Annotated in this window: 23 protein-coding genes; 9 read left to right on the forward strand and 14 right to left on the reverse strand. The window is 62.0% G+C overall.

Annotated elements, in window-relative coordinates; genetic code table 11:
* The gene (locus HKK54_RS10275) at positions 1–1,047 is read right to left on the reverse strand and encodes an aminopeptidase (RefSeq protein WP_169386734.1); all 1,047 of its coding nucleotides are present in this window, start codon (positions 1,045–1,047) and stop codon (positions 1–3) included.
* A 142-nt stretch (positions 1,048–1,189) separates the two neighbouring features.
* Between HKK54_RS10275 and HKK54_RS10280 the strand changes: the two genes are divergently transcribed.
* Positions 1,190–1,612: a PA0061/PA0062 family lipoprotein gene (locus HKK54_RS10280; protein WP_010168582.1), complete on the forward strand. Its 423-nt coding sequence runs from the start codon at positions 1,190–1,192 to the stop codon at positions 1,610–1,612.
* Here the strand turns inward: HKK54_RS10280 and HKK54_RS10285 are convergent, their stop codons facing one another.
* Together HKK54_RS10285 and HKK54_RS10290 are read right to left on the reverse strand one after the other, a co-directional pair.
* Positions 1,613–1,852 (reverse strand): DUF1161 domain-containing protein, encoded by a 240-nt coding sequence (locus tag HKK54_RS10285; RefSeq protein ID WP_010168581.1) that lies wholly within the window; start codon positions 1,850–1,852, stop codon positions 1,613–1,615.
* 113 nt (positions 1,853–1,965) lie between these two features.
* The gene (locus HKK54_RS10290) at positions 1,966–2,397 is read right to left on the reverse strand and encodes an OsmC family protein (RefSeq protein WP_010168580.1); all 432 of its coding nucleotides are present in this window, start codon (positions 2,395–2,397) and stop codon (positions 1,966–1,968) included.
* Between the two features lie 215 nt (positions 2,398–2,612).
* Between HKK54_RS10290 and HKK54_RS10295 the strand changes: the two genes are divergently transcribed.
* On the forward strand, positions 2,613–3,614 hold the full coding sequence (locus HKK54_RS10295; RefSeq protein ID WP_010168579.1) for an LLM class flavin-dependent oxidoreductase: 1,002 nt from the start codon (positions 2,613–2,615) through the stop codon (positions 3,612–3,614).
* Between the two features lie 59 nt (positions 3,615–3,673).
* Here the strand turns inward: HKK54_RS10295 and HKK54_RS10300 are convergent, their stop codons facing one another.
* Positions 3,674–3,901, reverse strand: a complete 228-nt coding sequence (locus HKK54_RS10300; RefSeq protein WP_003214893.1) for a DUF1161 domain-containing protein — start codon at positions 3,899–3,901, stop codon at positions 3,674–3,676.
* A 118-nt stretch (positions 3,902–4,019) separates the two neighbouring features.
* Complete coding sequence (locus HKK54_RS10305) at positions 4,020–4,235, reverse strand: dodecin (protein WP_003187305.1); 216 nt, start codon at positions 4,233–4,235, stop codon at positions 4,020–4,022.
* Between the two features lie 156 nt (positions 4,236–4,391).
* On the opposite strand from HKK54_RS10305, the gene HKK54_RS10310 reads away from it, so the two are divergent.
* On the forward strand, positions 4,392–4,718 hold the full coding sequence (locus HKK54_RS10310) for a DUF883 family protein (RefSeq protein WP_003170746.1): 327 nt from the start codon (positions 4,392–4,394) through the stop codon (positions 4,716–4,718).
* Here HKK54_RS10310 and HKK54_RS10315 read toward each other — a convergent pair.
* Positions 4,715–5,611, reverse strand: a complete 897-nt coding sequence (locus HKK54_RS10315; protein WP_169386735.1) for a LysR family transcriptional regulator — start codon at positions 5,609–5,611, stop codon at positions 4,715–4,717. The genes HKK54_RS10310 and HKK54_RS10315 overlap by 4 nt on opposite strands.
* 109 nt (positions 5,612–5,720) lie before the next feature.
* Between HKK54_RS10315 and trpB the strand changes: the two genes are divergently transcribed.
* The 3 genes from trpB to HKK54_RS10330 all read left to right on the forward strand — a co-directional run bounded on the left by trpB (position 5,721) and on the right by HKK54_RS10330 (position 8,344).
* Positions 5,721–6,947 carry a tryptophan synthase subunit beta gene (gene trpB, locus HKK54_RS10320; RefSeq protein WP_010168558.1) on the forward strand — a complete coding sequence of 409 codons (1,227 nt, stop codon included), beginning with the start codon at positions 5,721–5,723 and terminating at the stop codon, positions 6,945–6,947.
* Positions 6,948–7,757 carry a tryptophan synthase subunit alpha gene (trpA, locus tag HKK54_RS10325; RefSeq protein ID WP_010168557.1) on the forward strand — a complete coding sequence of 270 codons (810 nt, stop codon included), beginning with the start codon at positions 6,948–6,950 and terminating at the stop codon, positions 7,755–7,757.
* 140 nt (positions 7,758–7,897) lie between these two features.
* Positions 7,898–8,344: an anti-virulence regulator CigR family protein gene (locus HKK54_RS10330; protein WP_010168555.1), complete on the forward strand. Its 447-nt coding sequence runs from the start codon at positions 7,898–7,900 to the stop codon at positions 8,342–8,344.
* 143 nt (positions 8,345–8,487) lie between these two features.
* Here HKK54_RS10330 and HKK54_RS10335 read toward each other — a convergent pair whose 3' ends face one another.
* From HKK54_RS10335 to HKK54_RS10360, 6 genes are all read right to left on the reverse strand, one after another.
* Positions 8,488–9,792, reverse strand: a complete 1,305-nt coding sequence (locus HKK54_RS10335; protein WP_169386736.1) for an MFS transporter — start codon at positions 9,790–9,792, stop codon at positions 8,488–8,490.
* A 176-nt stretch (positions 9,793–9,968) separates the two neighbouring features.
* Positions 9,969–11,117 (reverse strand): galactonate dehydratase, encoded by a 1,149-nt coding sequence (dgoD, locus tag HKK54_RS10340; protein ID WP_003213645.1) that lies wholly within the window; start codon positions 11,115–11,117, stop codon positions 9,969–9,971.
* A gap of 33 nt (positions 11,118–11,150) precedes the next feature.
* Positions 11,151–11,771, reverse strand: coding sequence for a 2-dehydro-3-deoxy-6-phosphogalactonate aldolase (locus HKK54_RS10345; RefSeq protein WP_010168551.1), 621 nt, complete (start codon positions 11,769–11,771; stop codon positions 11,151–11,153).
* A 13-nt stretch (positions 11,772–11,784) separates the two neighbouring features.
* Positions 11,785–12,753 (reverse strand): 2-dehydro-3-deoxygalactonokinase, encoded by a 969-nt coding sequence (locus tag HKK54_RS10350; RefSeq protein WP_010168550.1) that lies wholly within the window; start codon positions 12,751–12,753, stop codon positions 11,785–11,787.
* A gap of 102 nt (positions 12,754–12,855) precedes the next feature.
* A complete protein-coding gene (locus HKK54_RS10355; protein ID WP_010168549.1) occupies positions 12,856–13,182 on the reverse strand; it encodes a DOPA 4,5-dioxygenase family protein in 327 nt (108 codons plus the stop codon).
* Between the two features lie 31 nt (positions 13,183–13,213).
* Positions 13,214–14,164: a choline sulfate utilization transcriptional regulator gene (locus HKK54_RS10360; protein WP_010168548.1), complete on the reverse strand. Its 951-nt coding sequence runs from the start codon at positions 14,162–14,164 to the stop codon at positions 13,214–13,216.
* Positions 14,165–14,267: 103 nt separating this feature from the next.
* On the opposite strand from HKK54_RS10360, the gene betC reads away from it, so the two are divergent.
* The 3 genes from betC to HKK54_RS10375 all read left to right on the forward strand — a co-directional run bounded on the left by betC (position 14,268) and on the right by HKK54_RS10375 (position 18,463).
* Entirely contained in the window at positions 14,268–15,782 is a 1,515-nt protein-coding gene (gene betC / locus HKK54_RS10365; RefSeq protein ID WP_169386737.1) for a choline-sulfatase, read from the forward strand.
* A 16-nt stretch (positions 15,783–15,798) separates the two neighbouring features.
* Entirely contained in the window at positions 15,799–16,719 is a 921-nt protein-coding gene (gene choX / locus HKK54_RS10370) for a choline ABC transporter substrate-binding protein (RefSeq protein WP_010168546.1), read from the forward strand.
* A gap of 175 nt (positions 16,720–16,894) precedes the next feature.
* A complete protein-coding gene (locus tag HKK54_RS10375) occupies positions 16,895–18,463 on the forward strand; it encodes a SulP family inorganic anion transporter (protein ID WP_169386738.1) in 1,569 nt (522 codons plus the stop codon).
* Positions 18,464–18,494: 31 nt separating this feature from the next.
* Here the strand turns inward: HKK54_RS10375 and aroE are convergent, their stop codons facing one another.
* A complete protein-coding gene (aroE, locus tag HKK54_RS10380; protein WP_169386739.1) occupies positions 18,495–19,313 on the reverse strand; it encodes a shikimate dehydrogenase in 819 nt (272 codons plus the stop codon).
* A complete protein-coding gene (gene hemF / locus HKK54_RS10385; RefSeq protein WP_169386740.1) occupies positions 19,313–20,242 on the reverse strand; it encodes an oxygen-dependent coproporphyrinogen oxidase in 930 nt (309 codons plus the stop codon). Before hemF ends, aroE begins: the two co-directional genes overlap by 1 nt.
* Positions 20,243–20,514 lie beyond the last annotated feature (272 nt).

Genomic DNA, 20,514 nt, shown 5'->3' on the forward strand with positions numbered 1-20,514 from the left:
CTAGGGCTTCTGCGCGGCCTCTAGCCGCGCAAGGGCCGCCTTGCGCTGATCCACCGGCAACCCGCCCAGCTTCTCCACCGCGACGAAAAACTTCGCCCAATTCCCGCCTTCCTGCCGGAACAATGCGGCGAACGCCGGCACCCACTGGTCATACAGGCCAAACGGCAACAACCTTGCGTTGTTCATCGGCAAGTTCATCCAGGCGTCGTAGCGCTTGTCACCACCCCACTGGCTATCACGCATTTGCCGGTAGTCACTGCGCAGGCGCTCGAATTCGGCCGCCTTGGCCTGGCGCATGGCATCGGCTGCCAGCGGCTGCGCATACAGCTGCTCCAAGCGCTTGCGGGTGTCGAGCACCAGCCGGGTGAACTGGTCGCGCTGTTTCAACGCCGACTCGCTGGCCGGCGGCAAACCCCGTGCTGCGCGCCATTGGCGAGTACCTTCCTGCTCGACAAAGGTGGCATACGACTCGTTGAACTCGGTGTCGTCCTTCACATAAAACCGCTGGTGCGCCAGCTCATGGAAAATCAGCGTGGCCAGGCGCTCGTCGCCCCAGTTCATCATCGAATTCATGATCGGGTCGTTAAACCAACCGAGGGTGGAATAGGCCTCGACGCCGCCAATCGACACGTCCATGCCTTGCTGCTTCAACAACGCCGCCTGGCCGCGCGCGGCGCCCTGGTTGTAATAACCGCGATAGGCCACGCAGCCGGCAATCGGGAAGCAGTGGGTCTGGGGCGAGAGGGAAAATTCAGGCGTGGCGAAGACGTTCCAGACCACGTACTGGCGGCCGATATCGGCATACAAGCGGTAACTCTGGTTATCCGGCAGGTGCAGGTGCTCGCTCGCGAACGTGCGGGCTTTCTGCGACTGCGCCAGATGCTCACGCAGCACCTGCGGGCGGGACGGGTCGGCGATGACCGTGGAGACCGGCTCCCGGGCCCGCAGCAATTGCCATTGGCCGTCTGCCAGTTGGCTGTAATAGCTGACGCTGGAACAGCCACTGAGCCACAACAGCATCAACCCGGGAAGTAAACGCCTGACCATTCCAACCTCTCACCGGTAATCATCCCGCCAGACTATCTCGCCTGTGGGGAATTTTTCCATGGCGTGGCGTGTTTATACTCATAGGGAGTCTGCTGCCGAATGCAGCCGCTCGAAAAATCATTCCTACAGTTGAGTGCTTAACATGCGTCAGCTACTGCTTCCCGTCGCCGCGATTTTTCTCAGTGCCTGCGCGTCGACGCCGCTCCCTGCGGTTGACCCGCAACAAGCCTGGGTCGACTTCGCCACCCCGACACCCGGTGCCAAGCTGGTGATGGCGCAACGCCTGGACGGGAAGAACCTGAACGACGGGCGCTTCTTCCAGGTGCCGCCAGGCAGCCATGAATTGATGGTGCGCTTTGATTTCGAGGTGCCTACCGGCGGAAGCTTCGGCGGGTTTGGCCAAACCACTGACCGCACCTGCTTCATGACCCTGCAATACGAGCGTTTCGAGGCAGGCCAGCGTTATCGCCTGGAAGGGCGGTCACTGGGCTACAACCCGAATATCCGGCTGTACAACAAAGCGGGTCAGTTGCTGGCGGAAGAACGTAGCGTCAACTGCATCTGATCAGTCGTTGTTCTTCTGGTAGAGGATGCGCTTGGTTCCGTTCTCACAAGAGCCGACGATCATGGCGCTGTCATGATTTTTGGCCTCTTCGGCGGTAATGATTTCCAGGGTGTAGGACGGAATCGCCTTGGCCTGGATGTTGACCTCGATCTCTTTCCTCAGCTCTTCACAGTCTTTCGGCGCGGCCAGGGCTGATGTGGCCAGCGCACCGCAGATAACCGCCAAGGCAATACGTTTCATGTGTGAAGCTCCCTGAATGCACGCGCACGGGTGTGCGCTAAGTCTGCAATCGGCTATTCGACCACACTTGCACCTGCAGGAGCGAGCAAGCTCACCCCTGCAAGGGGGCTGGATCAACTAACGAGGGTGCCATCCAGGGTGATGGTTGCATTCAACACCTTGGACACCGGGCATCCTTCCTTGGCCTTTTTGCTCAGTTCATCGAACTGCGCCTGGCTGGCGCCCGGGATCTTCGCCTTGAGGATCAAGTGCACCGCAGTGATCGCAAAGCCACCGTCCACCTGGTCCAGGGTCACTTCGGCCTGGGTGTCGATGCTGTCGGCCTTGAGCCCGGCGTCGCCGAGAATCATGGAGAAGGCCATGGAGAAACAGCCGGCATGGGCCGCGCCGATCAGTTCTTCAGGGTTGGTGCCCTTACCGCCTTCGAAACGTGCCTTGAAGCCGTAGGGCGCTTCGCGCAGCACGCCGGTCTCCGTGGAGATGGAACCCAGGCCAGTCTTCAGGTCGCCTTCCCAATGCGCGGATGCTTTTTTAACGATACTCATAGCGGTCTCCTCGAACGGTGGTTTTGCGTCAGTAAGGGTTCTGAGGATAGACGCCCCGGCAAAGTTCATCTTGTCGGAGAAACCTAGCGATTAAGTAGGAAATTTCACAGTCGCTATTGAATCTCGGGTATATGCCCTCATTGCATAGACATGCACATGAAGCGGCAGGTTTTGGCTCGACATAAAACCTGCGGCCCCCTTGGAGAAGCAGGCTTATGAAACCGCTGTCCGACGTAAAATTCTCGACCCTCGACCTCGTGCCCGTGCGCGCCAACGGCAGTCCGGCACAGTCGCTGCGCAATTCCCTGGACCTGGCCCAGCACGTGGAAAAATTTGGCTACAACCGTTTCTGGGTGGCCGAACACCACAATATGGACGGCATCGCCAGTTCGGCGACCTCGGTTTTGCTGGGTTACCTGGCCGGCGGCACCTCGACGATCCGCGTTGGTTCCGGCGGCGTGATGCTGCCCAACCATGCGCCGCTGGTGATCGCCGAGCAGTTCGGCACCCTCGAAAGCCTGTACCCGGGCCGCATCGACCTGGGCCTTGGCCGCGCACCAGGCTCCGACCAGATGACCGCCCGCGCGCTGCGCCGTGAACGCTCTGGCAGCGCTGATGATTTCCCGGAAGACGTGGCAGAACTGATGGCCTACCTTGGCCCGCGCACCCCGGACCAGCGTGTGATCGCCGTACCCGGCACGGGCACCAATGTGCCTGTGTGGCTGCTGGGCTCGAGCCTGTTCAGTGCGCAACTGGCGGGCGAGCGCGGTTTGCCTTACGCCTTTGCCTCGCATTTCGCACCGCGCCTGATGCATGAGGCGATTCGCGTCTATCGCAACCACTTCAAGCCTTCAGCCGTGCTGGACAAGCCCTACGTGATGCTCGGCATCCCGCTGGTGGCCGCCGACACCGATGAGCAAGCCGATTACCTGGCCACCTCGGTGTACCAGCGAATCCTCGCGCTGATGCGTGGGCAAAGCCTGGTACAGCGCCCGCCGGTCAAGACCATGGACGGCCTGTGGCTGCCCCATGAGAAAGACGCCGTAGGCAGTTTCCTTGGCCTGGCGATGGTGGGGAGCCCGCAGAAGATCCGCGCCAAGCTGGAGGTGTTGGTCGAGCAGACCGGCGCTGATGAGCTGATCTTTACCTGCGACCTGTACGAGCACGCCGACCGGATTCATTCCTACGAGCTGCTGGCGCAGGTCATGAAGGGCTAAACCGCAGGCATAAAAAAACCGACGCACTTGCGTCGGTTTTTTACGTCTGCAACACGGGATCACCCGCGCTTGTAGGCGATTTCCTTGGTACCGGCTTCACAGCTGCCGACAACCGTGTGGTCACTAGGTGCAGCACCTTTGTCCACGATTTCCAGGGAGTAGCCCGAAGCGCCTTTAGCGTCGATTTTCGCCGCAATCTCGCTTTTCAGCTCTTCACAAGGCTTGCCCGCCGCCAGGGCTGTGCCCGCAATACTCAACAAACCTACCGCCAACAAAAAGTTCTTCATCCGTCACTTTCCTTGGGTTGATCGAAAGGAAGCATGCCGACGCTCGTCACGTCGGCATGCCTAAAGGTTGTAGCGGAGTTTATGGCAATCGGCCAGCGCGCAAGTTCAACCGGCGGGATCAACTACTGGCAATTCGGAACCCCACCTTGAGGGTGACCTGGAAATGCGCGGCCTTGCCGTCCTTGATGTGGCCACGGGTTTCGGTCACTTCAAACCACTCCAAGTGCTTGATGCTCTTGTTGGCTTCAGCCAGGGCGTTATTGATGGCGTCCTCGATGCTGGTCGCAGAAGAGCCCACCAGTTCGACTTTCTTGTAGGTGTGATGATCACTCATAAGGTTTTTCTCCTGGATGGTTTATGAAGCCTAGCAGTGAATTCTCGTACTGCTTCTGGCGACCATTCCCACGCGAAAGTTCAGATTTACTGCACTTTCTGAAACCGCCGCAGTCGGAAACAACACACGCCACTCAATCACTCCAGGAGAGCCCACATGGCCAACACCTCTTTACGCAAAGCGTCATTGGAAAGCATGGAAGCCGAGATTTCGAGCCTGCTCAAATCTCTGGAAAGCCTCAAGGACGATGCGTCTGACGAGTCGCGCAAAACCCTGAAGGCCCTGAAAAGCAATGCCGAGAATGCCCTCAAGCATTCCCGTCACCTGATCAGCGATGCTTACGAAGAAAGCAAAGTCAAAATCCGCGAAACCGGTGTTGCAACACGGGACTACGCGCAAGAGCACCCATGGACTACCGCTGGCGTCGCCGTCGGTGCGCTGGGCCTGCTGGCTGCTTACTTGCTGTGCAAACGCGGTGACTAAACGTCCTGGCGCCCAAGCTCAGCCCTGAGCCACTGCGCCAGTTGCCGGGCGCGCCCATCCGCGGCGCGCTTGGGTAGCCACAACGCCAGTTGCGCCGGGGTTTCACTGAAACCCCACGGCGCAACCAGGCGGCCCGCTCGCAGGTCTTCTGCCACCAGCGGCTGCGGCGCAATCGCCACTCCCAGCCCTGCCACCGCCGCTTCCAGCAAATAATACAAATGCTCAAAACCCTGGCCGTACTTCAACGCGCCGGCGTCGATCCCGTGGTGCTGCGCCCAGCTGGGCCATGCTTGAGGGCGTGAGGTGGTGTGCAACAAGGCTTCATTCTGCAGCGCCTCGGCAGGCGCGTGGCGCAACCGTTCGTAGTGGGCAAAACGCGGGCTCATGACCGGGCCGATGCGCTCGCTGGCCAATTCGTACACCTGCATGTCCGCCGGCCACGGCGGCTCGGCGAACACCAACAGCGCATCCAGCCCGGGGCGGCGCGGGTCGAGGTCGCCTTCGCCCGCCGACAGGTGCAGGCGCAAATCCGGCAGCTCGGCATTCAGGCGGCCCAAGCGGGGAATAAACCAGCGCGCCAGCAGGCTCCCGGAGCAGCCGAGCACAAACGGCGCGTCGGCGCTGCTTTGCGTGAGCTCTGCGCAGGTATCCCGCAAACGTTCGAAGGCCTCGAAACTGGCGTCCCGCAGGCGGACACCGGCATCTGTGAGTTTGAGGCCGCGCCCGTCCTTGACGAACAGGCTGACGCCCAGGTGCTCTTCCAGCACCTTGAGCTGCCGGCTGACCGCGCCATGGGTGACGTGCAGTTGCTCGGCAGCCTGGCTGACGCTGTTCAAGCGTGCCGTCGCCTCGAAAGCGCGCAAGGCATTCAGTGGGGGAAGGTCTCGGCTCATCTGTGAGTTTTCCTGACAGGTTGTGGCGATCTTATCGGTTTTCACCTCGAAGCGTCAGGGGTAGAGTGACCGTCATTGCCTCTTACACATTTTCTACCTGGAGCGTCCCATGACTCAGACCCAGACCGATTTACGCAACGGCCCAGATGCCAATGGCCTGTTTGGTTCGTTCGGCGGCCGCTACGTGGCGGAAACCCTGATGCCGTTGATCCTGGATCTGGCCCGCGAATACGAAGCGGCCAAGATCGATCCGGCCTTCAACGAAGAACTGGCCTACTTCCAGCGCGATTACGTCGGACGTCCAAGCCCACTGTATTTTGCCGAACGCCTGACCGAGTTCTGCGGCGGCGCCAAGATCTACCTCAAGCGCGAAGAGCTGAACCACACCGGCGCGCACAAGATCAACAACTGCATCGGCCAGATCCTGCTGGCACGGCGCATGGGCAAAAAACGCATCATCGCCGAGACCGGCGCCGGCATGCACGGTGTGGCCACGGCCACCGTCGCCGCGCGGTTTGGCCTGCAATGCGTGATCTACATGGGCACCACCGACATCGAGCGCCAGCAGGCCAACGTGTTCCGCATGAAGCTGCTGGGCGCCGAAGTGATTCCGGTCGTTGCCGGCACCGGCACCCTGAAAGACGCGATGAACGAAGCCCTGCGTGACTGGGTGACCAACGTCGACAGCACCTTCTACCTGATCGGCACCGTGGCCGGCCCGCACCCGTACCCGGCGATGGTTCGCGACTTCCAGGCCGTGATCGGCAAGGAAACCCGTACCCAGCTGCAAGCCCAGGAAGGCCGTCTGCCCGACAGCCTGGTGGCGTGCATCGGCGGCGGTTCCAACGCCATGGGCCTGTTTCACCCGTTCCTGGATGACACCAGCGTCGAAATCATCGGCGTTGAGGCGGCCGGCTACGGCATCGAAACCGGCAAGCACGCGGCCAGCCTCAACGGCGGCGTACCGGGTGTACTGCACGGCAACCGCACGTTCCTGCTGCAGGACGACGACGGCCAGATCATCGACGCCCACTCGATTTCCGCCGGCCTCGACTACCCGGGCATCGGCCCTGAACACGCCTGGTTGCATGACATCGGCCGTGTGCAGTACACCTCGGTGACCGACGACGAAGCCCTCGACGCGTTCCACAAATGCTGCCGCTTGGAAGGGATTATTCCTGCACTGGAAAGCGCCCACGCCCTGGCCGAAGTGTTCAAACGCGCACCGACCCTGCCGAAAGATCACCTGATGGTGGTGAACCTGTCCGGCCGTGGCGACAAAGACATGCAGACCGTGATGCACCATATGGAACAGTCTCAGCAGGAGAAACACTAAATGAGCCGCCTGCAAACACGTTTTGCGCAACTGAAAGAACAAAACCGCGCCGCCCTGGTGACTTTCGTCACCGCCGGCGACCCGGGTTATGACACTTCGCTGGCGATCCTCAAGGGCTTGCCGGCGGCCGGCGCCGATGTGATCGAGTTGGGCATGCCCTTCACCGACCCGATGGCCGACGGCCCGGCCATTCAACTGGCCAACATCCGCGCACTGACCGCCAAGCAGAACCTCACCAAAACCTTGCAAATGGTGCGTGAGTTCCGCAAGGACAACAGCGACACGCCGCTGGTGTTGATGGGTTACTTCAACCCGATCCACATGTACGGCGTGCCACGCTTCATCAGCGACGCGAAAGAAGCCGGCGTCGACGGCCTGATCGTGGTCGACATGCCGCCCGAGCATAACGGCGAACTGTGCGACCCGGCCCAGGCTGCCGGTATCGACTTTATCCGCCTGACCACGCCGACCACCGACGACGTGCGCCTGCCGACCGTGCTCAACGGCAGCTCCGGGTTTGTGTACTACGTGTCGGTGGCCGGTGTGACCGGTGCCGGCGCCGCGACCCTGGAACACGTCGAAGAAGCCGTGACCCGTCTGCGTCGCCATACCGACCTGCCGATCAGCATCGGTTTTGGTATCCGTACCCCGGAGCAGGCCGCTGCAATCGCCCGCCTGGCAGACGGTGTGGTGGTGGGTTCGGCGCTGATCGATCACATCGCCAATGCCAGCAACGATCAGCAGGCCATCGACGGTGTATTGACCCTGTGTTCGGCGCTGTCGGAAGGTGTGCGCAACGCCCGTAAGTAAGCGGCTCGTAAGCGATAGGTAAAGTTCCTGATACAGAGGAATCATGCTGGCAAATCAGTACCTAAGCTAACAAGACCAAGGGATTTCGAACATGGTTCGAAATCCCTTTTTTGTTCGTGCAGTACTGAGGAAGCAGCCCCATGAAAATCCCCAAACGCTTGATCGCAGGTGTAGGCGTGCTGGTGCTCGGCGCCAGTGCCCTGGTGCAAGCGGCACCGTATGACCAAGGTGGCGGTCCTGACCGTGGCGGCCCCCAGGGCCAACAAAACGATCACCGTGGCGACGACCGTCGTGGGCCGCAGGACAACCACCGTGGCGGGCCTCCTCAGGACTTCGGCCCGGTACGGCAAGTGATCCGCGATAACCACGGCGACTTCCGCCGTGGCGCGCCGCCGCCTCCGGGCATCCATCTGGTGCGCGGCCAGCGCCTGCCGCCGAACTACTATGGTGAGCGTCTGGACCCACGGGCGCTGGGCCATCTGCCGCAATACCCGGGTTACGAATGGCGCCGTTCGGGCGGGGACATCGTGTTGATCGCGGTGGGCACCAGCATCGTCTATCAGATTCTGGATGGCGCGCTGTACTAGAGCCGGACTGCTTTTTTGTGGCGAGGGAGCTTGCTCCCGCTGGGCTGCGCAGCGGCCCCAAAATCATGGGAGCGCTGCGCACTCCAGCGGGAGCAAGCTCCCTCGCCACAAAAGCTCCCTCGCCACAGATACTTATCAGTCCTCTAAAGTTCGATACGCTCGACCTTGCCCACCAGCAAGATGTACGAAAGCGCCCCCAGCAACGCCAGCACCGCGATATACGTGATCGCCGGCGCAAACGAATCCCCGGTGGCCAGAAAGCCAATCACAATCGGTGTGGTAATCGCCGACAGATTGCCGATGAAATTGAACACCCCGCCCGTCAGCCCCAGCAGCCTTGCCGGCGCCAGGGTCGACACCAGCGACCAGGTGATCGACGCCAGCCCATTGCCGAAAAACGCCACCGCCAGAAAGGCAATGACCCACGCCGTGGAGTCAACAAAGTTGGCGCCAATGATCGCCGTGGAAATCAACAACCCGCCAATGATCGGCAACTTGCGCGCGAAGCCCACCGACGTTCCCCGGCGAATCAGCCAGTCAGAAAACAACCCCGAACACAGCACGCCGACAAACGCCGCGAGAAACGGCAGCGACGCCAGCAGGCCGGACTTGATGAAGTCCATGCCGCGATATTTCACCAGGTAGGTCGGGAACCACGTCAGGAAAAACCACAGCGTGGAGTTCAGGCAGAACTGCCCCAGGTAGATCCCCCACAGCTTGCGCTTGCTCAGCACGATGCCGAGGTCGACCCAACTGAACGGGGCCTTGGCCGCCTGCGCTTGAATGTCCACCAACCCGCCGCCTGCGCGAATCAGCTCGATTTCTGCCGCATTGGCGCCCTTGAAATCCCGTGGCTCGCGGTACACCGCGTACCAGATCAACGCCCACACAATGCCCACGCCGCCGGTGGCGACAAACACCATGTGCCAGCCAAAGGTGTGTTGCAGCCAGGCCAGCACCGGCGTGAGAAACGCCAGCCCGACAAACTGCCCGGAGGTGTAGACCCCAATCGCCGTGGCCCGCTCACGCTCGGGAAACCAGGTGGTGACCACGCGGCTGTTGATCGGGTAAGCCGGGGCTTCGAGGGCGCCCACCGCCATGCGCAATACGAACAGCGCGATAAAGCTGGCGGCAAAGCCGAGCATCACCGTGGCGATTGACCACAGCAGCAGGGCAACGCTGTAGAGAATACGCGGCGGCACCCGGTCCACCAACCAGCCACCGGGGATTTGCATGGCAGCGTAGGTCCAGCCGAACGCGGAGAAGATCAGCCCGACATGCACCGGGTCGATCCCCAGCTCGCTGGTCAGGGCCGGGGCGGCAATCGACAGGTTGCTGCGGTCCAGGTAGTTGATCACTACCGTGATGAACAGCAGCACCATGATGAAGAAACGCTTTCGGCTGGGCGTGACTAAAGAAGCCTGCCCGGTGAAGGACTCGGATTGCATGGGGGTTGCCTCTTCTTATGGTTATTGAGGACAGGTCTTACTGACAAAACATCGGTTCATGTGGGAGCTGGCTTGCCTGCGACAGCGGAGTGTCAGTGCCGCAGATGCAAGCTGACACTCCGCTACCGCAGGCAAGCCAGCTCCTACAGAGACCGTGTTCCGTCAGGAATAAAGGCTTACCACTCCGCAAAACTGCCATCGGCATGGCGCCAGATCGGGTTGCGCCAGCGATGCCCGATGGCCGCGCGCTCAATCACGTATTCCTCGTTGATCTCGATGCCCAGGCCCGGCCCGTTGGGGATCTTCACGAAGCCCTGGTCATAGTCGAAAACGCCCGGATCGCGCACGTAATCCAGCAGGTCATTGCTCTCGTTGTAGTGAATGCCCAGGCTCTGTTCCTGGATGAACGCGTTGTAGCAAACCGCGTCCAGCTGCAGGCACGCCGCCAGGGCAATCGGGCCGAGCGGGCAGTGCAGGGCGAGGGCCACGTCGTAGGCTTCGGCCATGTTGGCGATCTTGCGGGTTTCGGTGATACCGCCGGCGTGGGAAGCATCCGGCTGGATGATGTCGACGTAGCCTTCGCTGAGCACGCGCTTGAAGTCCCAGCGCGAGAACAGGCGCTCGCCGAGGGCAATCGGGGTGCTGGTGAGCGGCGCCAGCTCTTTCAGCGCTTCGTAGTTTTCGCTGAGCACCGGCTCTTCGATAAACATCAGTTTGTAGGGGTCGAGTTCCTTCATCAGCACCTTGGCCATGGGCTTGTGCACCCGGCCATGGAAGTCGACGCCGATGCCCACGTTCGGGCCTACCGCATCACGCACGGCGGCCACGTTGGCCAGGGCCTGGTCGACCTTTTCGAAGCTGTCGAGAAATTGCAGTTCTTCGGTGCCGTTCATTTTGACGGCGGTAAAACCACGGGCCACGGCTTCCTTGGCGGCGCGGGCGGTGTCTGCCGGGCGGTCGCCACCGATCCACGAGTACACGCGGATCTTGTCGCGCACCTGGCCACCCAGCAGGTCGCTGACCGACACACCAAGAGCCTTGCCCTTGATGTCCCACAGCGCCTGGTCGATACCGGCGAGGGCGCTCATATGGATCGCGCCGCCACGGTAGAAACCGCCGCGGTAGAGCACGGTCCAGATGTCTTCGATATTGCGTGGGTCTTTGCCGATCAAGTAGTCGGAAAGTTCTTCGACGGCGGCCGCCACGGTGTGGGCGCGGCCCTCGACCACAGGCTCGCCCCAACCGGTCACGCCCTGGTCGGTTTCAACCTTGAGGAAGCACCAGCGCGGCGGGACGATGAAGGTGGTCAGTTTGGTGATTTTCATCTTCTTATCTCTCTTGTAGATGGAGAACGCTGGTCAGCCCAGGGCATTCCAGGCTGTGACGTAGGCCTGGGCGTTGCTGGCAACCTGGTCGACGCTCATGCCCGGCTTGAATAACCCGGAGCCCAGGCCGAAGCCTTTGACGCCCGCGTCGAAAAATACCTGCATGTTGTCCGGGGTGATGCCGCCCACCGGCAGCAGCACCGTGCCGGCGGGCAGTACCGCGAGCCAGGCCTTGACCACCGCCGGGCCCATTTGCTCGGCCGGGAACAGCTTCAGCACGTCGGCGCCTTCAGCCAGCGCGGCAAACGCTTCGGTCGGGGTGGCCACACCTGGCGACAGGTACAGGCCCGCGGCCTTGGCAGCCCGCAGCACCTTGGCGTCACTGTGGGGCATGACGATCACTTGGCCACCGGCCGCTTTGACTTGATGGACCTGCTCCGGGGTCAGCACGGTGCCGGCGCCGATCAGGCAATCGGCGGGCAGGCTGTCCCGCAGGATACGGATGCTGGTGTAGGGATCCGGCGAGTTGAGCGGTACTTCGATGACCCTGAAGCCCGCCTTGTACAACACCTCGCCGATCGCCAATGCCTCGTCCGGTCGCAGGCCGCGCAGGATCGCGATCAAACCGTTGTGTGTCAGTGCTTGCTTGAGCATGTCGGGCCTCTCGTCAGGTTGCAGGCAGCAGCCCCGCCGCCATGGCCAGTTGCCAAAGGCCACGTTCGGTAGCCTCCTGCGCCAGGGTCACGTGGGGGAAGCCGCAGAGTTGGAGTGCACGCTGGTAGCGGGTGCAGAGTTGGGTTGCGCCCACCAGGACGATGTCTCGCTGTCGGGCAGGCTGGCGGGTGCGCAGGCCCATGAGTTCGTGGCCGATCAGCAGGCCGGACAAATAGTCCGGCTGCTCGTCCGGCGCCAGCTCGCCGGTCAGGCCCAGGGTGCGGGCGCTGAACAAGGTCGATAACAGGCCGGCCTGGCCGTCTGCCGACTGCGCCACCTGCACGCCGCGATCAAAAGCCGCCGCCTGGAACTGTTCGGAAGGGCGTTGGGTTCGCCCCAAAATACTGTGCTGGCTGAGCACGGCGAACAGCTCGCCGGTCATGAAGGTGTCGAAGTGGGTGATGCAGCCTTCCACCACGTCCACCCACTTGGAGTGGCTGCCCGGCAGGCCGATCAGTACGTCGCGCCCGTTCGTCGCAGGCAGGCTTTGCAACACGCCGAGCACCTGGGTTTCTTCGCCGCGCATCACGTTGGGCAACGCGCCGCGTTGAATCACGCCAGGCACGATGTGCACCAGAGCGCCGCGCAAGCTGCGCACACCCTGCAGCGCCTGGCCGAGGGTGGAAACATCCGCCGGGGTGTCGCGGTAAGCCGCCTCGCTCCAGCCCTGGGCGCTGCCGACCATGCCGCAGGCGATGACGGGGAGGCCGGGTTGGGCGTCGAGCCAGTCACCGCAGGCCGCGTCGAATGCCAACTCGAAACCGTTACTGCTGCGAACACCGGCAATGTCCCGGGGTTCGGTGGGCAAGTGCATGATCCCCGACGCCAGGGCACGTCGTTCGATCACGACGCCTGCCGGGCCGAGCTTATAAGCACGAAGGGAACTGGTTCCCCAATCGAGCGCGATCAATTGCGCCTGCATCGCTTCACCTGAGTGTTCTGAGCGGATGAGGCGAATATAAACCCAAGACCGTTAAAGTCTCAATATATAAATATCAGTCCCATATATAGGGAATGCGAACACTCAGAATATCGACAAGTCCAGCGTGCGCATCGCCCCCATCCAGATCGCGTGTTCGGTGTGGTCCTTGAGGTCATCGCCGGTGGTGGGGTGCAGGAACACCACCAGGCCGTTGCGGTTGAGTGCCAGCCACGGCAGCACGACGCCGATGTATTCCGGGTCGAACGCCAGCTGGCAGCTCCAGTCCGGGTGCGGGCCCACCGGGCGCTCATGCACCCGGCCCATGCGCAGCGGGAACATTTGCGCGGCGTCTTCGCAGAGTTTGCGCGCCTGATCGATCGTGTTGGCGTCAAAGTAGATGTGGGCGTGGTAGCCCTTGATACGTTGCATGACAGGCTCCGGGCTCAATGATCGGCAAATCCTAGACCGCAATGGACGGCAGGGCCAGACCGGTCAGCGATTGTGCGCTACTGGCCTGCTCGGCCATCAGCCAGTCGACGAAACGCTCGATCAACTGGCTGCGACGTTTGCGCTGGGGCAGCACCACGTAATAGCCGAAGCGCGAGATCACCGTGTCGCCAATCGGCCGGCACAGCCACTTTTGCTCCAGCAAGTTATCCACAAGGTGGCGCCAGCCGATGGCCACGCCCTGGCCGGCAATCGCCGCCTGGATCAACAGGGTGTAATTGTCGAAACGCAATTGGCCCGGAGTGGGCGCCGTGGTGATGCCCAGTTCGCGGAATACGCCACCCCAGTCGAACCACTGGTTGTTGTTTTGCTGGCGCAGGTGCAGCAAGGGAAACTCCAGCAGGCTTTGCACCGGCAGCGGCGCGTCGCGGCCCTGAATGAGCTGCGGGCTGCACACCGGGAACACTTCCTCGTTGAACAGCCAATGACTGTCGCCCTGTTTGAAGCGGCCATCACCGAACAGCACCGCCACATCGATATCGCTGCGCAACGTGGCGTGATTGCGTTCGCTGGTGACCAGGCTCACGTCCACCTGCGGGTTGGCTTCATGGAAGCGGTGCAGGCGTGGCATCAGCCAATAGGCGGCGAAGGCAAAGTCTGTCGCCACCTGCAGGACTTCGTGCTGGTCCTGCTCGGCAATCGCACTCAGGCCCTGGTTGATGCTCTGTAGACCAGCCTGCACCTGCTCGAACAACAGGGCGCCCGCGTCGGTCAACTCGATGCCCCGGTAAATGCGATCAAACAGCCGCACCTTCAGCTGTTCTTCCAAACGCTTGATCTGCTGGCTGATGGCCGGCTGGGTGGTGCCCAACTCCATGGCCGCCGCCGTAAAGCTGCGTTGGCGCGCAGCGGCTTCAAACGCGCGCAGCAAATCGAGTGACAGGTGACCGAGGGATTCATACATAAGCTGGGCTTATCCTAGACATTGCTTCTCATGGGCTTTACCACGATTTCCATGGCCTGCATGCTCATTCGCATAAACGTTGACTATGGAATGCCGCGAAACCATGAAGCGCAAGAACATTCTTTTCATCATGGCCGATCAAATGGCCGCGCCGATGCTTCCGTTCTACGGTCCTTCGCCTATCAAACTGCCGAACTTGAGCCGCCTCGCCGCTGAGGGCGTGGTGTTCGACGCCGCTTACTGCAACAGCCCGCTGTGCGCACCCTCGCGCTTTACCCTGGTGAGCGGCCAGTTGCCGAGCAAGATCGGCGCCTACGACAACGCAGCCGATTTCCCCGCCGACGTGCCGACCTATGCCCACTACCTGCGTCGCCTCGGCTACCGCACGGCGCTGTCCGGCAAGATGCACTTTTGCGGTCCCGACCAACTCCACGGTTATGAAGAACGCCTGACCAGTGATATCTACCCGGCCGACTATGGCTGGGCAGTGAACTGGGATGAGCCGGAGGTGCGCCCCACCTGGTACCACAACATGGCGTCGGTGCTGCAAGCCGGGCCGTGCGTGCGTACCAACCAGCTGGATTTCGACGAAGAGGTGGTGTTCAAGGCCCAGCAATACCTGTTCGACCATATCCGCGAGGACGGCGACCAGCCGTTCTGCCTGACCGTGTCGATGACTCACCCACACGACCCGTACACCATTCCCAAGCCGTTCTGGGACCTGTACGACGACAACGACATCCCGTTGCCCACAACCCCGCCACAGGCTGACCTGGACCCGCACTCCCAGCGCCTGCTCAAGGTCTACGACCTGTGGGACAAGCCGCTGCCGGTGAACAAGATCCGCGATGCGCGCCGCGCCTACTTCGGCGCGTGCAGCTACATCGACAGCAACGTCGGCAAGCTCCTGCAAACCCTGGAAGACACAGGGCTGGCCGACGACACCATCATCATCTTCTCCGGCGACCACGGCGACATGCTCGGCGAGCGCGGGCTCTGGTACAAAATGCACTGGTTTGAAATGGCCGCCCGGGTGCCGCTGCTGATCAGCGCGCCGGGGCAGTTTGCCGCCGGCCGCGTGACGGCCGCCGTGTCCACCGCCGACCTGCTGCCGACCCTGGTGGAACTGGCCGGCGGTAAGCTGGACCCGAGGCTGCCGCTGGACGGCCGCTCGCTGGTCTCGCACTTGCAAGGGCAGGGCGGGCATGACGAAGTGTTCGGCGAATACATGGCCGAGGGCACCATCAGCCCGCTGATGATGATTCGCCGTGGCGCCTACAAGTTCATCTACAGCGAGGACGATCCTTGCCTGTTGTTCGATGTACCCAACGACCCGCACGAGCGGGAAGACCTCAGCCAGTCACCGGAACACCGGCCACTGTTCGAGGCGTTTTTGAGTGAGGCGCGGGCCAAATGGGACATCCCGGCGATCCACCAGCAGGTGCTCGCCAGCCAACGCCGTCGCCGCCTGGTGTTCGAGGCGCTGACCCAAGGCAAGCTGAAGAGCTGGGACCACCAGCCACTGGTAGACGCCAGTCAGCAATACATGCGCAACCACATCGACCTCGACGATCTGGAGCGCAAGGCACGTTTTCCACAACCCTGCCAAAACCAATAAAACTGAGGGGAAGGCCATGCAAAAGTTATCCACCGTGGTGAGCGTTGCGCTGCTGGCATTGAGCAGTGCCGGCGCCTACGCGGACACAAGCTGCGACACCGTGAAGATGGCCGATCCGGGCTGGAGCGATATCGCCGCCACCAATGCCATTACCGGATTTTTGCTGAACGGCATGGGCTACAAGGCCAAGGTCGACACCCTCGCGGTACCGATCACCTTTGGCGGGCTCAAGGACGGCCAGGTGGATGTGTTCCTGGGTAACTGGATGCCGGCGCAGCAGGGCTTCTACGACAAGTTCGTGGCCAATGGCGATGTGGTGCAACTGGCGAAGAACCTCGACGGCACCGAGTTCACCCTCGCCGTGCCGGACTACGTGTGGGACGCCGGGGTGCATGACTTTGCCGACCTGAACAAGTTTGCCGACAAGTTCGACAAGAAGATCTACGGCATCGGTTCGGGTGCGCCGGCGAATATCTCGCTGCAGGAAATCATCAAGAAGAACGACTTTGACCTGGGCCAGTGGAAGCTGATTGAGTCCAGCGAACAGGCGATGCTGGCGGAAGTGTCGCGAGCGGTGAAGAAGCAGAAGTTCGTGACCTTCCTCGGCTGGACGCCGCACCCGATGAACGTGCAGCTGAAGATGCATTACCTCAAGGGCGGGGAAAAGTACTTTGGTGACACCGGCAGCGTGTATACGTTGACCCGCAAGGGCTATGCGCAGGCGTGCCCGAATGTGGGCAAATTGCTGACCAACCTGAGCTTCACCCAGGAGATGGAGAACGCCATCATGGCTGAGGTGGTGAACAAGAAGGTCAGTAATGCCGAGGCGGCGAAGGCGTGGATCAAGGCGAATCCGACGGTGCTGGACAAGTGGCTGGACGGGGTTAAAACCGTCGATGGGCAAGATGCGCTGGCCGCTGTAAAAGCCAAGCTCTAACGGCTGACGCCGCACCCTGTGGGAGCCGGGCTTGCCCGCGATGGCATCACCGCGGTGTCCCTGTAGGACCGAGGCGCCTGCATCGCGGGCAAGCCCGGCTCCCACAGTCAGCGGACTCCCACAGTCCGGCGTTTGTCCTGATACCCTGATTCAAACCTATCAATCCGAGCCCCAAATGCCCTGGCCCAACCGCCATACACTCTTCCCCTTCCTCAACTGGCTCCCGCGCCAAACCCGCGCCAGCGTCGGGCGAGACGCGATCGTCGGCCTGAGCGGTGCAGTCCTGGCATTACCGCAATCCATTGCCTACGCGCTGATCGCCGGGCTCCCACCGGAATACGGCCTGTACGCTGCAATCATCCCCGTACTGATCGCCTGCTTGTGGGGCTCCTCATGGCACCTGATCTGCGGCCCCACGGCGGCGATTTCCATCGTGCTCTACGCCAGCGTCAGCCCACTGGCCGTGCCCGGCTCCCAGGACTACATCACGCTGATCCTGTTGCTGACCTTCCTGGCCGGCGTCTTCCAATGGCTGCTGGGCATGCTGCGCTTCGGCGCCCTGGTGAATTTCGTCTCGCATTCGGTGGTACTCGGCTTCACCCTTGGCGCTGCGGTAGTGATCGCCCTGGGCCAACTGCCCAACTTGCTGGGGCTGGACCTTCCGAGCCAGGCCACGGCGATCAACAGCCTGCTGGCGCTGATCAACCATGCCGGGGAGTGGAATCATCCTTCACTGGTGCTCGGGCTCGGAACCTTGCTGGCAGGAATACTGCTCAAGCTCTGGGTACCGCGCTGGCCCACGCTGTTGATCGCATTAGCCCTGGGCAGTCTCGTGCCGTGGCTGTGGCCGGCGATGTTCGGGCAGGTGGCGCTGGTCAGTTCATTTGTTGGCAAGCTGCCGCCGTTCAGCCCGCTGTCGATGGACCTGGACATGGTCCTGCGACTGCTGCCAAGCGCAGTGGCCGTGGGCATGCTGGGGCTGGTGACCAGCCTGTCGATTGCGCGCTCGTTGTCGGCTCGCTCTCAGCAATTGCTCGATGCGAATCAGGAAGTGCGCGCCCAGGGTTTATCCAACATCGTTGGCGGATTTTTCTCCGGGTACTTGTCGGCGGGTTCCTTCACACGGTCGGGCCTGAGTTACGAGGCAGGCGCCTGTTCGCCGCTGGCGGGGGTGTTTTCCGCGCTGTGGGTGGCGCTGTTTGCGTTGTTCGGCGCAGCGTTGATCGCGCATATTCCGATCCCGAGCATGGCCGCGAGCATCCTGCTGATTTGCTGGGGGTTGGTGGACCATCGTGGTATTCGGGCGTTGTTCCGGGTCAGCCGTGCGGAGTTCGTGGTGATGAGCCTGACCTGCATCGCCACGCTGTTGCTGGAGCTGCAAACGGCGATTTACGCCGGGGTGCTGGCGTCGCTGTTTTTCTACCTCAAGCGCACCTCGCAGCCGCGGGTCCAGCAATGGCGCGACGGTGAGGACGATGTGCTGCGAGTCGGCGGGTCGATCTTTTTCGGCGCCAGCCATTACCTGCAAGTGCGGCTGCAAAGCCTCCACGGCCAGCGCGTGGTGATCGAGGCGCAGCAGATCAACTTTATCGACTATTCCGGGGTGGAGATGCTGCACCAGGAGGCGCGCCGATTGAATGGACTGGGGCGCAGCCTGGTATTGCGCAAGGCCCGGCCGCAGGTGGTGGAGGAGCTGAAGAAGCTGGAAGGGGCCGACCAATGCCCCATCCATTTCGAAGACTGAACGCGGTTGAAAATGTGGGAGCGGGCTTGCTTCAGGCCAGTTGCCTGCGCAGCTCAGCTAATACCGGCGCGGAGTCCGGGCGCACCCCGCGCCACAGGAAGAACGCTTCCGCGGCCTGCTCCACCAGCATCCCCAGGCCATCCATCGCCACCGCGGCGCCCTGCTCACTGGCCCAGCGGCAGAACGCCGTAGGCTCTTTGCCGTACATCATGTCGTAGCAAAAAGTCTTTCCGGATTCGATCAGGCTGCCTGCAATCGGCGGTACATCGCCTGACAGGCTGGCGGACGTGGCGTTGATGATCAGGTCCACCGGCTCACGCAGCCAGTCGAAACCGCTGGCAGACACCGGGCCGAGGTCGTCGAACAGCTCGGCCAGCAATTCGGCCTTTTCCACGGTGCGGTTGGCGATAATCAGCGACGCCGGTTGCTCGGCCAGCAACGGCTCCAGGGCGCCGCGCACGGCGCCACCGGCCCCTAGCAGCAGGATGCGTTTACCTTGCAGGCTGAACCCGGCATTCACCGTCAAATCCCGCACCAGGCCGGCGCCGTCGGTGTTGTCTCCCAACAGGCTGCCGTCAGCGAGCTTGCTCAAGGTATTCACCGCGCCGGCGCGCTGGGCGCGCTCGGTCAGGGTGTTGGCCAGGCGATAAGCCTCTTCCTTGAACGGCACGGTGACGTTGGCGCCACGGCCTTGCTGGAAAAACTCACGGGCGCAGCCGGTGAAATCCTCCAGCGGCGCGAGCAAGTTGCTGTAGTCCAGTTGCTCACCGGTTTGTTCGGCGAACAGGCGATGAATCAGCGGCGACTTGCTGTGGCCAATGGGGTTGCCGAAGACGACATAACGATCCATCAGACTGCCGCCTTGGGCAGCACGCCCAGCCAGTCGCGGTCTTGCAGGAAGTAGTCGGTGAGGCGCGCTTCTTCGCTGTCGGGTACGGCTTTCCAGTCATAGCTCCAGCGCACTTGCGGTGGCAGCGACATCAGGATCGATTCGGTGCGCCCGCCCGATTGCAGGCCGAACAGCGTGCCACGGTCGTAGACCAGGTTGAACTCGACGTAGCGGCCACGGCGGAATTCCTGGAATTCGCGCTGCTGCTCGGTATAGGCCATGGCTTTGCGGCGCTGGACGATCGGCAGGTAGGCGTCGATGTAGGCATCGCCGATGGCACGCATGAAGGCGAAGCTGGTGTCGAAGTCCCACTCGTTCAAGTCATCGAAGAACAAACCGCCGATGCCGCGCGGTTCGTTGCGGTGCTTGATGTGGAAGTAGGTGTCGCACCAGGCCTTGTAGCGCGAATACACATCGGGGCCAAACGGCGCACAGGCCTGTTCGGCCACGCGGTGCCAGTGGATGCAGTCTTCTTCGTTGCCGTAGTAGGGCGTCAGGTCGAAGCCGCCACCGAACCACCACACCGGCTCTTCGCCGTCTTTTTCGGCGATGAAAAACCGCACGTTGGCGTGGGAAGTCGGCACATGCGGGTTGTGCGGGTGAATCACCAGCGACACGCCGAGGGCTTCAAAACCGCGACCGGCCAATTCCGGGCGATGCGCACTGGCGGACGGTGGGAGGCCGCTGCCAAACACGTGGGAAAAGTTAACGCCGCCTTTCTCGATCACCGAGCCGTTTTCGATCACACGGGTGCGACCGCCGCCGCCGGCAGGCCGGGTCCAGGCGTCTTCGATAAAGCGAGTGTCCGTCTCGAAGGTTTCCAGGGCGCTGCAAATGCGGTCTTGCAGGTCAAGCAGGTAGGCTTTGACAGCCTCGGTGCGGGTAGTCATGACATCACCTTGAATCGGGCAAAGCTACGCGAGGCCATTGGGCGTCGGCGGCAAATGGGCGCACAGGATACCACTGCACCCGCTACTGCCGCAGTTGACGAAGATCAAGCTTAGGAGTCCGATAGAAAAGTGCCCTGTCCCACCAATGCTGTTCCTTTTGGGCGGCGTCTGTTGCCGTCATACTGCGTTGCCGCTCCTCCCCATAGCACGCTATGAGTCGTCGCGGCGCCTTGCCTGACGACAACAGCCACTCGCCCAAAAGGAACGCATTG

The organism is Pseudomonas sp. ADAK13 (genome assembly GCF_012935715.1).
Taxonomy (GTDB): Bacteria; Pseudomonadota; Gammaproteobacteria; order Pseudomonadales; family Pseudomonadaceae; genus Aquipseudomonas.